Origin of the sequence: Homoserinimonas sp. OAct 916 (assembly GCF_003260275.1) — a bacterium.
GTDB lineage: Bacteria > Actinomycetota > Actinomycetes > Actinomycetales > Microbacteriaceae > OACT-916.
This window is the reverse complement of the sequence record NZ_QJHB01000001.1, coordinates 53,695-68,058: the sequence shown is the minus strand read 5'-3', so window position 1 is coordinate 68,058 and position 14,364 is coordinate 53,695. Positions and strand designations below refer to the sequence as shown.

The 14,364-nt window shown below is 64.7% G+C and carries 7 protein-coding genes; all 7 read left to right on the top strand.

From position 1 onward, the window contains the following. The first annotated feature begins 127 nt into the window (after positions 1-127). Positions 128-1,564 (top strand): serine/threonine-protein kinase, encoded by a 1,437-nt coding sequence (locus tag DL891_RS00275; protein WP_111718351.1) that lies wholly within the window; start codon positions 128-130, stop codon positions 1,562-1,564. Further along, complete coding sequence (locus DL891_RS00270; protein WP_198668709.1) at positions 1,561-7,572, top strand: Ig-like domain-containing protein; 6,012 nt, start codon at positions 1,561-1,563, stop codon at positions 7,570-7,572. Before DL891_RS00275 ends, DL891_RS00270 begins: the two co-directional genes overlap by 4 nt. 23 nt (positions 7,573-7,595) lie before the next feature. Then, on the top strand, positions 7,596-8,567 hold the full coding sequence (locus DL891_RS00265) for a MoxR family ATPase (RefSeq protein WP_111718347.1): 972 nt from the start codon (positions 7,596-7,598) through the stop codon (positions 8,565-8,567). After that, a complete protein-coding gene (locus tag DL891_RS00260) occupies positions 8,564-10,018 on the top strand; it encodes a DUF58 domain-containing protein (RefSeq protein WP_232818925.1) in 1,455 nt (484 codons plus the stop codon). Before DL891_RS00265 ends, DL891_RS00260 begins: the two co-directional genes overlap by 4 nt. 342 nt (positions 10,019-10,360) lie before the next feature. Beyond that, on the top strand, positions 10,361-12,406 hold the full coding sequence (locus DL891_RS00255; RefSeq protein WP_111718345.1) for a transglutaminase-like domain-containing protein: 2,046 nt from the start codon (positions 10,361-10,363) through the stop codon (positions 12,404-12,406). A gap of 65 nt (positions 12,407-12,471) precedes the next feature. After that, a complete protein-coding gene (locus DL891_RS00250) occupies positions 12,472-13,029 on the top strand; it encodes an FHA domain-containing protein (protein WP_111718343.1) in 558 nt (185 codons plus the stop codon). A gap of 149 nt (positions 13,030-13,178) precedes the next feature. Next, positions 13,179-14,288 (top strand): sugar ABC transporter substrate-binding protein, encoded by a 1,110-nt coding sequence (locus DL891_RS00245; protein ID WP_111718341.1) that lies wholly within the window; start codon positions 13,179-13,181, stop codon positions 14,286-14,288. The last annotated feature ends 76 nt before the right edge of the window (positions 14,289-14,364 follow it).

Here is a 14,364-nt window from a genome sequence, read left to right as displayed (position 1 = left end):
CCCCCCCACTGGGGCAGTTGATTCGGCACCGTATTGCTTAGGATTGGGAGGACGTGGGCAGCTGGGCCCGCAACAGTCGGCGCGCGCGCAGACAGGACGGCGTGACAGACACCACCGGGGAGGCACGATGAAGAGACGACTTCCGTCTGCACCCCCGAACCTCCCGGGATTCTCCTTCATCCGCGTGCTCGGCTCCGGAGGCTTCGCCGACGTCTTCCTGTACGAGCAGAACCTCCCCAGACGGCTCGTCGCGATCAAGGTCATGCTCGCCGAAGTCGTGAACAGCCAGATGCGGCAGATGTTCCAGGCCGAGGCGAACGTGATGGCCCAACTCAGCACGCACCCCTCGATCCTGACCGTCTACGAGGCCGGCGTGGCCTCGGACGGCAGGCCGTATCTGGTCATGGAGTTCTGCTCATCCAGCGTGGGGGACGGGTACCGCAAGCAGAGCCTGTCGATCAGTGACGTACTGCGCATTGGAATCAAGATCGCCAGCGCGGTGGAGACCGCCCACAACCATGGTGTGCTGCATCGTGATATCAAGCCGTCAAACATCCTGATGACCGCCTACGGGAATCCGGTATTGAGCGATTTTGGAATCGCATCGACACTCGACCAATCGGACGTCTCTGAAGCGGTGGGCCTGTCCATCCCTTGGTCGGCTCCGGAAGTGCTCGCCGATGAATCCACCGGTACCGTCACCAGCGAGATCTACTCCCTTGCCGCGACCATCTATTCGCTGCTCGCCGGACGCTCCCCGTTCGAAGAACCCGATGCCGACAACTCGTCCTCCGCACTGATGGCGCGCATCGCCCGATCCCGGTCCCAGCCCATCGGCCGACCTGATGTTCCGGTCGAACTCGAGCAGGTTCTGGCGCGGGCGATGAACCGTAAGTCCACCGCCCGCTACGGCTCCGTGCTGGAGTTCATCCGCGAATTGCAACGCGTGGAGACCGAGCTCGGCTATCCGCAGACTCCGATCGAAGTGGCTTCCGACGACTGGGCGAGCCACACCGGCTCCGTCCCCGAGGATCGAACTCGCATCCGCCCGGTGGCCGCGACGGCGTCGCCGCCCAGGCGACGCCGCAAGCCCGTCGTGCACGGGTATGCCGCCGTGGAGGACGGCGCGTCGGGCAGTCAGCCCGCCGAGTTCGAGAACGGCCCGCGCTCCGCGGCTTCCCGCCCGAACCTGCCGACGAGGCGGATGCGCGCCGTCACCTGGGGCCTGATCGCCTTAGGGGCACTCGTCCTGGTGCTGGGGATCAGCGCCGGCGTCATCCTCCTGCGCGCCGGCTCCTCCGAGATCCCACAAGTCGGTTCCATTGCCGCCGGGGTGCAGCAGGGCACCGTCAGGTTCAGCTGGGCCGATCCCGGTCTGACCGAGTCCGACTCGTATCAGATCACTACCCACGACGGTCTGGTCAGCACCCAACGCGCCACAGACTTCCAGGTGGATGTTGCTGCAGCTGAACGAGTGTGCATCACGGTCACGGTCATCCGTGAAGGAAAAATGGGAGCCCCCAGCGGGCAGAAATGCTCAGACGTGCCGGGGTCCGTCGGGTGACGATCCTCCGACTGGTCGCCGCCCACAAGTCACTCGCCGCCACGGTGGCGAGTTCGGTCGTCGTCGCCGCACTGGTCACCACGATCGCGGTCACCTCCGGCGGCTACACGGCACAGCGGATGGAGTTGACCGACGGCTCCGTCTGGGTGGCCAACCAATCCCGAGAAGTGGTCGGGCGCGCCAACACCGAAGTGCTGGAGTTGAACTCCACCGTGGGGTCTGTCGGACGGAACGTGGAGATCACCCAGAACGGGGTGGATGTTCTCGTGGTGGACCGCTCCAAGAGCACGTTGGGAATCGTCGATCCGGCGACCTCGACGGTGAGCAAGAATGTGGCGTTGCCGCCAGATCGGCCGCGTGTCCTGCTGGGTGGGGACCATATCGCGATCCACTCGGCCAAAGCGGGAAACCTCTGGGTGATGCCCCTGGCGAACCTGCCAGACTTCAAATCGGAGAGCGAGCCGGCACTGCGCCTGGGGGCCGATTCGGTCATCAGCATGGATGCCGGCGGAACCCTGTTCGCATACGCCCCGGGTACCGGGGACGTCTCCCGGGTGGAAATCTCCGACCCCGACAGGATTGCGTCGACGCAGCGATTGCCGCTCGGGACATCGCGAACGGGCTACCGGATCACGTCGGTACAGGGCCAGTGGGCCCTCCTCGACACGGCAACGAGGCAATTGCAGTTACCTGGTCGCACGGTAGACCTCAGCTCGCTGATCACCTCCAACGAAACTCCCGTGCTGCAGACTCCGAGTGTCGCGGGAACAGCCGTGTACGTTGCGCATCGCAACGGTCTGATCGAAGTGCCGTTGGATTCGGGCGAGGCGCGAGAGTTGCTCACCGACATCGATGGTGCTCCCGCGCAGGCACTCCAACTGAACGGATGCGTCTATGCCGCGTGGTCGGACGGCCAGGCGTGGCAGCGGTGCCCCGGCGACCAGGCGGCGGGTGAGGTCAGCGAACTCGAGCAGATTCGTCGCACGGCCATCCTCACCTTCCGGGTTAACGGGCCGCGGGTGGTCCTGAACGATGCGCGCGGCGGTGAGACCTGGGCGGTGCAGCGAGACAACCAGTTGATCAACAACTGGGATTCGTTGATCAAGGAAGAGGCCGACCGCGAAGTCATCGAGAAGAACGAATCCGACGCCCCACCCACTGCGGAGAGAACACAACAGGACCCGGTTGCCGTCGACGACGAGTTCGGCGCACGCCCGGGCCGCGCGACCGTGCTGCCCGTGCTGCTCAACGATTACGACCCGAACGGCGATGCGCTGGTCATCTCCGACGTCTCCGAGATCGGGGACAGGGGCAGTATCGACATCATCAACAACAACCAGCAGCTGCTTCTCTCCCTACCTTCCGGCGCCGACGGAGTTCTGAATTTCGAATACACGATCACCGACGGCCGGGGCGGCCAGAACACGGCCCGCGTCACCGTGACCGTTCGGTCGGAGACGGTGAATGAGCCGCCGCTCCAGGCCCGCACGAGCTTCGCCGAGGTTGCGGCCGGCGGCCGGCTCTCCCTACAGGTACTGGGGGACTGGGTGGACCCGGATGGGGACTCGTTCTATCTCACCTCAGCCAGTGTCACCTCGCCGGATGAGGTCTCATTCACCCGGGACGGAACCGTCACCTACCGGAACGCCAGTTCTGCCGGCGCCGAGGTCGAAGTGCGTCTCGTGGTCTCAGACGGGCGCTCGGAGCAGGTCGGTGCGCTCAAGATCAAGGTGAAGGCCCCGGGAGACGTGCCGATCACAGCCGACACGTTCGTGGTGCTCGCCTATACCGGCCAGGAGGTCACCGTCTCCCCGCTTTCTCACGTTCGCGGAGGCACCGGGACGATCCGATTGTCATCGGTCCCGGCCAAGATCGGGATAACGCTGACTCCCGACTATGACGGGGGCACATTCCGGTTCGTGGGTGAATCCGTCGGAACGACCTACGTCGACTACCAGGTGACCGATGGCGACCTCGTGCACGCCGCTCAGGTGCGGGTGGACGTGTTGGCACTTCCCGACGCCAACAGCAAGCCGATCACGGTGCCGCACTCCGCGTTCATCCACGAGCAGACCAGTGCGCAGGTCGACGTTCTGGCCGGGGACTTCGACCCGGCCGGGGCCGTGCTGCTGATCACCGGGGTGCACAACGTGCCCGTTGCCTCAGGCCTTCGGGTGGAGATCCTGGAACAACGGATTCTCAGGGTGACCCTGACCAAGCCGTTGGAGGGCGGCTCGGCGGTCTTCAACTACCAGGTCAGCAATGGCCTGGCCGAGGCCGAGGGAAACGTGACAGTGGTGCAGATTCCGGTACCCATCCGCAAACAGCCACCGGTCGCGAAACCCGACTCGGTCTCAGTTCGCGTGGGCGACACCATCAACATACCGGTGCTCAAGAACGACTCCCAGCCCGACGGCGACACGCTCGCCCTGAACCCGACGTTGGAGCGCGGCCTGCCGACCGAGTCCGGCCTCCTGTTCGCCTCCGGCAATCGCCTGCGCTACCTCGCCCCGTCGACACCCGGCAACTACACCGCCGTGTATCGGGTGGATGCTCCGGACGGCCAGTGGTCGACTGCCGAAGTGAAGATCGCGGTGAGAGAAGTGGACGAGGCGTCGAACAATCCGCCCGTGCCGCGCATGGTGACGGCACGCGTTCTCGCCGGCGAAACCGTTCGCATTCCCATCGCGCTCAGCGGGATCGACCCCGACGGGGACTCGGTTCAACTGATCGGACAGGAGACGAGCCCGGAGAAGGGCACAGTGCTCCAATTGGGAGCAGATTGGATCGAATATCAGGCCGGGGAGTATTCGTCTGGTACCGACACGTTCGGGTATGCCGTCGCGGACGCACTCGGCGCCCGGGCCAGCGGGTTGATCCGGGTCGGGATCAGCCCCCGGCTCGACGGGGCGAGGAACCCCATCGCCGTCGCGGATGAAGTGACGGTGCGCCCCGACACGCTGGTCTCGGTGCAGGTGCTCGACAACGATTCGAACCCGGATGGTGGAACGCTCGAGATCATTGACGTCACCCAGGCCGGACCAGAACAGGCGACGCCCATCCCCGCCGAAATCGTCGGAGACGTGGTTCGGGTGCAGTCACCGGCGGTCGAGGGACGATACAGCTTCATCTACGAGATCCAGAATTCCCGTGGTGGGACGAGCTCCAACTTCCTGACTGTGATCGTCAAGAAGGATGCACCACTCTCGTGGCCGATCGCCAGCGACACCCAATTGAGCCTGTCCGATGTGTTGGGCCGTTCCCGGGTAGACGTGAACGTGTTGAGCAACGTCTTTTTCGCCGACGGCAATGTGAGTGATCTGCTCCTCGAACTGGTGCCCGGTTTCCCGACCACCGCCACGGTGATGCCGAACAACATCGTCACCGTGCAGGTCGAGGACGCAGGGCAGATCATCCCCTTCCAGGTCACCCATCCGCAGGATGCAGAGATCGTGTCATACGCATTCATCCGGGTGCCCGGTTCCACCGATGCGCTGCCGCAACTACGCCGGGGTGTGGGCACGCTCACCATTGCCAGCGACGCCCAACTGACCATCGACCTGAACCAATACGTGGTCGCCGCCTATGGCAGGCCCGTCAGATTGGTGAACGAGAACACGGTGCAGGCCACCAACTCAAACGGCGACCCACTGGTTGCCAATGAGAGCACCCTGGTCTTCACCGGTGCCGAGGGCTATTTCGGCCCGGCGTCCATCGCCTTCGAGGTGACCGACGGAACCTCCCCGACTGACCCCGCCGGCCGCCGGGCGACGCTTGTCCTGCCGATCACGGTCACCCCGCGCACGAACCAGCCACCGGTCTTCACCGGTGCAGCACTGGAGTTCGAGCCCGGGCAGGAGAAGACCATCGACCTGGTCAAACTGACCACCTATCCATACCTGAACGATCTGCCCGATATCGTCTACTCGATCGTCGAACCGCAGCCGGTCGACTTCAGCTACCGGCTGGAGGGACCCAGACTCACTATCCGCGCTTCCGATTCCGCTGTGCGCGGGGCGACCACGGCGATCACCGTCGGGGTGAGGGACAAGGACAGCGACGGTCAGGGCGGAAGAATCGATCTGAAGGTGGTCTCCTCCACCCGTCCGCTCGCCGTTCCCGCATCCGATCGTGTCGTTGTCCCCCGTGGCAGTTCGATCTCGGTCGACGTCCTGACCAACGATGAGACCACGAATCCGTTCCCGGGTGTTCCATTGCAGGTTGTCGCCGTGCGCGGCCTGGACGGCGGTACGCTGCCCGAAGGGTTGACGATCACACCGTCCGGCGATCGCTCCACGCTGTCGATCACCGCCGCGAACGGCACAGCGCCGGTCGACACCACCCTGCAATACCAGGTCATGGATGCCACCGGCAGCCCGGACCGCTTCGTCTGGGGTACCGTGACCGTCTCCGTTCAAGACCGACCGGCCGCGGTCAACAACCTGGAGGTGTTGAGTTTCGGCAATCGATCCATCGTGCTCAGCTGGGCACCCGGTGCGTTCAACAACTCGACGATCACCGGTTACAGCGTGTCGCTGACCCGAGACAACGGTGAGCTGTTTCAGACCACGGTGTGCACGTCAACGACCTGCACGCTGGAGACCCCTGGCAACGGATCGTCGAACAGGGTGCGGGTTCAGGTGCGGGCCGTGAACGGGATCGGTGAGTCTGACCCGGTCACATTCGGCCAGCCCGTCTGGAGCGACATCGTGCCGCAACCGCCCGTGAACCTGCACACGACACCGCTCGACCAGGGTTTGCGGGTGCGGTGGGGGGCACCACCAGAACCGGAGGCGGCAAGCAGAATCGACAGCTATATCGTCACCGTCGGCGGTTCCCGGAAAACGGTCCCCGCGGCAGGCGGTTTCGACTTCTCGATCGACTTCGTGGATGTGGCATCGTTCGTCAACGGCGTGCCGCTGGACGTGACGGTGAGCGCTCGCAACCAGGCATTCCCGACGCTGGCAGTCTGGCAGTACGCGACCACGTCCGGAACGCCGTACGGGCCGCCCAAGGCCGGCGCGCTGGAGGTCAACAGCACCGACAGCGATACGGCGACCGTCACCCTGACCTGGAACGCATTCAACCCCAACGGGGATGAGTTGCTCGGCTACTTCGCCCAGTTGCTGCCCGGCGACCAGGTGCCGTCGGGCGCGCAGGCCTGCTCGGTCTCCAACCCGGCGCCCGGTGTGGTCAGCGAACCGACCGGCGGCCAACTCCTCGCCGTGCCCGCGAACAGCCGGTCCGCTTTGTTCACCGACCTGAAGACGGTGGACAAGAACTACAGTTTCGTCGTCTGGGGCTACAACAGGTCGGGATGCACCGCCACCAACGTCGCGCAGGTCACAGTCAGGCCCGCCCCGGAGCGGGCGAGCGCTGCGATCGAGATGAGATGGGTCGATGATGAGCACTCGGCCCACGAGCCCTACGTCGTGAGCGTCTCACCGAGCAACCCGACGTACAAGGTTCGGGCCGTTGACCAGGCGGGGAAGGTGGTCACTCCCGAGGTGACCTTCTCCGGCTCGGGCTTCGTGCGCCAGATCTTCCAGAAGGCGGGCAGCCTTCCTGACGGACTTCTCGCGTACGGCACGGCCTGGAGCGTTCAGGTTGCGTCCTGCAAGGCGTGGGGTTGCGGCCCGTTCTCGGCCACAGTGACATCCTCGGAGCCGGCCGTCTCCCTGAAGCTCACCGGGCTCAGGTATGACTGGACACGGACCACCGCGACGGATCCGGATCCGGTCGATCCCGGCGACCCGATCGATCCGCCGCCGACGACCCCACCGGTACCGGTGGTCGGCGACGGCAGGTTCTCCTGGACCGGAGCGGCGTCGAACAACGGCCTGCCCACCAGTTTCAGCTGCCAGGCGACGGTCGCTGGCGAACCGGTTCCCGGCGGTGCCGGAAATGGCACCTGCACCATCGGGGCCATTCCCGAGGGGTCGCGCGCCTGGCTCGAGATGGCCGTGACCACAGGCGACAAGACGTTGACCAGAAGATTTGCCCAATGAGCGAACAAGGAAGAAGCACAGCAATGACGATGACGCCGGAGCAAGCATCCTGGTTCGCCGATATCTTCGACCGCTTGGTCGCCAACGTCGAACAGGTCCTGCTCGGCAAGAACCACGTCATCCGGTTGGCCTTCACCACCCTGCTGAGTTCGGGGCACCTGTTGCTCGAAGACTTCCCGGGCACGGGGAAGACCTCCTTGGCGCGCGCCATCGCGCAGAGCGTGAAGGGCACGAGCAATCGTGTGCAGTTCACCCCGGATCTTCTGCCCGGAGACATCACCGGGGTCAGCATCTACGACCAGCGCTCGGGCTCCTTCGACTTTCACCAGGGCCCGATCTTCGCCAACATCGTGCTCGCTGATGAGATCAACCGTGCCAGCCCGAAGACCCAGTCGGCACTGCTGGAAGTCATGGAGGAAGGCCGGGTGACCGTCGATGGCGTCACCCACGACGTCGGTGAACCGTTCATGGTGATCGCCACCCAGAACCCGATCGAGCAGGCCGGAACCTATCGGCTCCCCGAGGCCCAATTGGACAGGTTCCTGTTGAAGGCATCGATCGGATACCCCGACCGGTCGTCGATGATTCGGATCCTGGAGGGCTCGGGGGAGCGGGCCCACGACGTCATTGTCCCCGCGATCGTACCGGCAGACGTCATCACCGAGATGGGAACGTTGGCGCGGACGGTGCACGTGGACGCGACGATCAATGACTACGTCTCCCGGTTGATCGAGGCATCCCGGTCGGCCCAGGAGGTGCGGCTGGGGGCGAGTGTGCGCGGAGGGCTCGCCCTGATCCGGGCGGCGAAGACCCTGGCCGCGGCAACCGGGAGGCATTACGTCATTCCAGACGACGTGAAGTCGCTGGCGGAACCGGTGCTGTCCCATCGGCTCCTGCTCGACCCAGAAGCAGAGTTCGACGGGGTGAGTTCCTCCAGCGTCATCGCCCAGATCCTGATCGAGACACCGCCGCCCAGCGATCGGCGAGACGTGTGACTCGAACCAGCGGGGGCGCCGTCAGGCCGGAAACGGATTCCCGACCCCGGTCGGGAATCCGTGGTCGGCGCGCGCTCACGAGGGGGGAGGCGACATCGCAGGCGACCCGCGGAGATTCGCTCTACCTGAGCGGTGCCGGCTTCACGAACGCACGCAGCAAGATCGTCGGGGACCGGGAGGGTCTTCTGGCAGACATGATCGTCTGGATAGTCAGAAACGTGCGTCGGGCCCGTACCTCCCTCGTGGCCGTGGCCGTACAGCTCGGATCGGTCGTCACCGTACTCGGCTGGTGCATCGCGGGCACCGTGTTCGCCGGGCTGGTCTTCGGCTATCGTCTCGGTTGGGTGGAAATGGTGGCCATCTCCTGGGCCTGCCTGCTCATCGCCGCCTGTGCCGCGGCCTGGATCATCGGGAGGCAACGGCAAGTTGTGCATCTGGAGATGCCTGTCAACCGGGTCACAGCGGGGGAGAAGGCTTCCGGGTGGATCATCGCGCTCAACCCGACGGGCAGGCGGTTGCTGTCGATGTCGGTCGAGGTACCGGTCGCTGACGGACTGATCATCTTCAACGTTCCGTCCCTTGCGGCTGGCGCTCGGTTCGACGACAGGTTCTTCGTGCCGACAACGCGACGAGGGGTGATCGAAGTCGGCCCCGTTCGCACGGTCCGCCAGGACCCGATCGGGCTGGTCAGGCGCGAGTACATCTGGGAGAAGACCGTTGAACTGTTCGTCCATCCCAAGACCATTTCCATTCCCTCGACCAGTACGGGCTTCTTTCGTGACCTCGAAGGCAACCCGTCCAGGGAGCTGACATCCAGCGATGTGGCCTTCCATGCACTGCGCGAATACGTCCCCGGGGATGAACGACGCTACATTCACTGGAAGAGCACCGCGAAGACCGGCGTGCACATGGTGCGTGAATTCGAGCAGACCAAGCGCAGCCACCTCATGGTGGCGCTCAGCCTCGCCTCGGCCGACTACGCCAGCGATGCCGAGTTCGAACTTGCCGTCAGCGTCGCCGGGTCGCTCGGGGTGCGCGCGATCCGCGATGCCCGCACGGTCTCCGTGGTCGCCAGCGAGAGCACCCCCGAGTTCGCAAAGCGTCGACTGCTTGCCGTCAAAAAACTCGACACGCTTTCCCGGCCCCGCCTGCTGGACGACCTGTGCCGCCTCGAGCTTTCGCCGACAGCGCTGAGCGTGATCGACCTGGCCCGGGTGTCGGCCGACGACGTATCGGGAATCTCGGTCGTTTTCCTGGTCTGCGGCTCCACGGTAACCCCGACCCAGCTGCGAGCCGCATCGGTGACCTTTCCGGTGGGGGTGTCCGTGGTCGCGGTGGTATGTGACATCGAATCCGCCCCCCGTCTCAGGCGGATCACCGAATTGACGGTTCTGACCATCGGCTATCTGGACGACCTGAAGAAGAGTCTTGCCCGATCGGCATCGACATGATTGCCGAGCAGGTGCTGCCCCCGGCGGTCGACGAAAAGGTGCCGAGGACGCGGCGACTTTCCCGGGCGGCACGGGTCCGACCACGGCCCACATTCCGGTCCTACGCCGGGAACTCTTTTTTCTTGTTCGCCGCAATGGCGGTGGTCTGCCTCACCTGGTGGCCGATCTACCAGAGCCCCCGCTTCATCCTTCTCGCCGTGGTCACCGTCACGGTCGGGGTGGCGATTGCAATTGTCGGCAGCTATTTTCGCTGGCCGAGCATCGCGGTCGCCGGGGCCACCCTGGCTGCGTTCCTGCTACTGGGTGTCGCACTGGCCATCCCGGATCGAACCGGCTGGGGGGGTGTTGCCGACACTGGCCGGAATGCGGGAACTGCTCGCAGCAAGCGCCCTGGCGTGGAAACAACTGCTGACCATCACCCTCCCGGTGGGTTCCTATCAGACCCTCCTGGTGCCGGTGTTCGTGTTGTTGCTGCTGGGAACGGTGTCCAGCCTCTCCATCGTTCTCCGGGCGTTTCGGCCGGCTTTCGGGGCGATTCTCCCGGTGGTGGTGTTCTGGGTGGGTGTGGCCTTCGGCCCTGAGGATCCCGCCTACCCGGTGGAGCGGGGCCTGGCCATGTTGAGCGTCACCATCGGCTGGGTGGTCTGGCTGCGCTGGGATCGGAGGACCGCGGCGATCAAGAGAATGTCGCTGGACCAGGAAGGTGCTGCCTCCTCGTCGGGTGAGGCGAGGCGTGCGTCAGTGCGCGGCTTCCTCGCCGCCGGAATCATCCTCGCCCTGGCCGCCGCGGGTGGAGCCACGGCCACTGCGGGCTATCCGCTGGTGAATGACCGGGAAGTTCTCCGCAGCAACGTGATCCAACCGTTCGACCCCCGGGACCAGATCAGCCCGCTTGCCGGGTTTCGCCGCTACCTGCAGCCAGAGGCCGCTGACACCCCCATGTTCACCATTCACGGGATGCCAGCCGGGCAGCGCCTGGAACTCGCAACCATGGACACGTACGACGGCGTGGTCTATTCGGTCGGAAGCGATACCGTCACGAGCGAAGCCGGATCGTTCACCCGCATGCCCTATCGGTTGGACCAGAGCGGGGCCGGCGGTCACCTGTTAGACCTCACCGTCGAGGTCGAGGAGTATTCCGGAGTGTGGGCCCCCGGCTCCGGCCAGTTGGAAGAGATCACTTTCACCGGGGGCCGTGCTGCCGAGCTGGCCGACAACTTCTTCTACAACAATGCGACCGGCACCGGCGCAGTCACACTGTCGCTGCACGCAGGAGACGGTTACCGCCTGACGAGCATCGCAAAACCCCTGGCCAGTCTTGACCTGCTGGCGACCAGTCTGCCCGGGCCGGCGTCACTTCCACCGATCCCTGTTCTGCCCGACGAATTGGCGAACACCCTCAACCTGTTCGCGCCGGTCTCGGACCCTCCCGGTGTTCGTCTGGTCCAGGCGATCAGCACGCTCAAACTACAGGGCTACGTCAGCCACGGCATCAGCCCGGACGAGCCCGAGAGCCGGTCGGGGCACGCCAGCGATCGAATCACCCAGTTGTTGACCGAGAAACCCATGGTCGGCGACCAGGAACAATACGCCGTCACAGCGGCATTGATGGCCAGGCAGTTGGGATTCCCTGCCCGGGTGATCATGGGCTTCGTGCCCGGCCAGCCCCAACCGGGTGAGGACAGCACCACGATCCTCGGCGGCGATGTGTCGGCGTGGGTCGAGGTGCAGACGGCAACCGATGGCTGGCTGAGTTTCGACCCCACCCCGCCGATCAGGCCGGTGCCCCCCAAACTGCCCGAGGATCCCACTGTCGTGGCTCGGCCGGAGTCCGCGGTACAACCGCCCGTGGCCGATCCGCAGCAACAGGAGAGTGCTGCATCCCTGGAGAGCGAGCAGGAGGAGGATGACGCCGCATCCGACCCGTGGATGGCCCTGCTGCTGCGAATAGCGGTGATTGCCGGCTGGACTGCCGCTGGCATCCTGGTGGTACTGAGCCCGTTCCTGCTGATCATCGCCGCAAAGTGGCGGCGTCGGCGTCTGCGCGCGGCACCCGGTGATCCACTTCGACGCATCAGCGGCGGCTGGCAGGAGTTCGAGGACAATGTTCGCGATCACGGATATCTGACACCGGAGTCTGCCACCCGCAGCGAAGTGGCTCAGACCGTCGGCGGGATGCGGCCCCTGGTGCTGGCGTCTGTCACCGACCGAGCGATGTTCTCACCGATTGAGTCCAACGCGGCGGATGCCGACCGGGTGTGGGCTTCCGTGCGCGACCTGCGTGAATCCCTGGGGGTGGGCAAGGGCCGTTGGGAACGACTCAAAGCGCTCATCTCCGTGCGCTCATTCGACCGATATCATGGGTTGCGAAAGGGGCGAGACAAGTGAATTGCGCAGTTTGTGGAAGCGAGCTCCCCCAGGGAGCACTGTTCTGCGGCGAGTGCGGAAGCTCCGTGTCGGCAGTGCCGCGACCGCTCGTCGACCAGCGCGCGTCCGACACCTCTGTTGTCGTCCCGATTGCCGTTGCCGCACCCGCGGCACCCGCGGCACCCAGAAACAAGCCCATGGCTTACGCGGATGAGCCCTCAGCTGCTGCGGATGAGCCCAGGACAGTCGCCGATGTCGAAGACGTGCCGGAGCAGGCGCGGATTCAACCACCCGCGGTACCGCCGGCGTATCTGGTACGTTTCAGCACCGGGGAGACTGCAGCGATCTCGGGGCCCGGGCTGATCGGACGCAACCCGGTGGCGCAACCCGGCGAGGAGATTTCCACGTTGATCCCCATCACCGACGAAGGACGCTCTGTCTCGAAGACGCACCTCGAGATCGGCATGATGGAAGGCCGTTTGTGGGTCTCCGACCGCTATTCCGCCAACGGCTCGATGCGGGTCGAGCCGGGCGGTTATCAGCGTCGGCTGGAGCCGGGACGGCGGTACCTGATCGAATCCGGCACTCGAATCGCCATCGGCGAACAATGGGTGGAGTTCGTGATTCCAAAAATCGGCGGCTGAACGGCGCAGGGAATCTGTGGTCAGTCCGAGGGGCGCGGTCAGTCACCGGCCTGCAACATTGCTGACCCCAACACCTTGGCGAGACCGAACGACGGTGACAGGCTCGGGTTAAGTCGCCGAATGGGCGACCGCTATTGGAAGGCCAGCGAATGAAGATCACTGCACTCAGAACTGTCACCGCAATCGCGGCAGTTCTGCTGACAGCCGGAACCCTCACGGCATGCTCGGGAAACAGCACCCCCGCGGAGAATCCGGCGAGCTCAGGGGCCAGCCAGGCGCCGGCATCCAGTAGCGCCAAGATCGCGTTGCTCCTGCCGGAGTCGAAGACCACCCGATACGAGGCCTATGACCGCCCATTGTTCGAACAAAAGGTCAAAGAGCTGTGCCCGGATTGCACCGTCGTCTATTCCAACGCGGATCAGGATGCGGCCAAACAGCAGCAACAGGCCGAATCTGCCCTGACCCAGGGCGTCAAGGTGATGGTGCTCGACCCGGTCGATTCGTCAGCCGCCGCCAGCATCGTTGAAGAGGCCACCGCCCAAAACGTGCCGGTGATCTCCTACGACCGGCTGATCAACAGCAACAAAATCGCCTTCTACCTGTCATTCGACAACGAGAAGGTCGGAGTGCTGCAGGCGACCGCCCTCGATGCCAAGTTGAAGGAAGACGGTAAGGACACCGGCAACATCATCATGATCAACGGGTCACCGACCGACAACAATGCGGTGTTGTTCAAAAAGGGTGCGCACAGCGTGTTCGACAAGAGCGGGCTCAAGATCCTTGCCGAGTTCGACACCCCTGATTGGAGCCCCGACCAGGCACAGCAGTGGATGGCTGGCCAGGTCACCAAATTCAGCGGACAGATCGATGGTGTCTACGCGGCGAACGACGGCACAGCGGGTGGAGCCATAGCGGCCATGAAGGCGGCGGGGGTCAACCCCATCCCGCCAGTGACCGGTCAAGACGCCGAACTCGCCGGAATCCAGCGCATCGTGAGCGGAGACCAGTACATGACGATCTACAAGGCGTTGAAGCAAGAGGCTGAGACGGCGGCCCAACTGGCCGTAGACGTGGTCAACGGCGTAACGCTCACAGGGACCAGCGGCGCAACCGACGGTGTACCGACAACCTTGTTGGTGCCGGTTGTGGTCACGGTGAAGAACATCATGGACACGGTCGTGAAGGACGGCTTCTACACCGTCGCGCAGATCTGCACCCCGGAATACGCAGCAGCGTGCACGGCGGCCGGAATCAAGTGATCGCAATGACAGCCGATCGAGTGGAGGCCGAGACCAGACCCGCCCGGTCGGCTGTCCTGCAGACGTCATCAGACCA

Coding starts and splice junctions, on each gene's coding strand:
- DL891_RS00275 (WP_111718351.1), top strand. CDS start 128: ATGAAGAGACGACTTCCGTCTGCACCCCCGAACCTCCCGGGATTCTCC.
- DL891_RS00265 (WP_111718347.1), top strand. CDS start 7,596: ATGACGATGACGCCGGAGCAAGCATCCTGGTTCGCCGATATCTTCGAC.
- DL891_RS00245 (WP_111718341.1), top strand. CDS start 13,179: ATGAAGATCACTGCACTCAGAACTGTCACCGCAATCGCGGCAGTTCTG.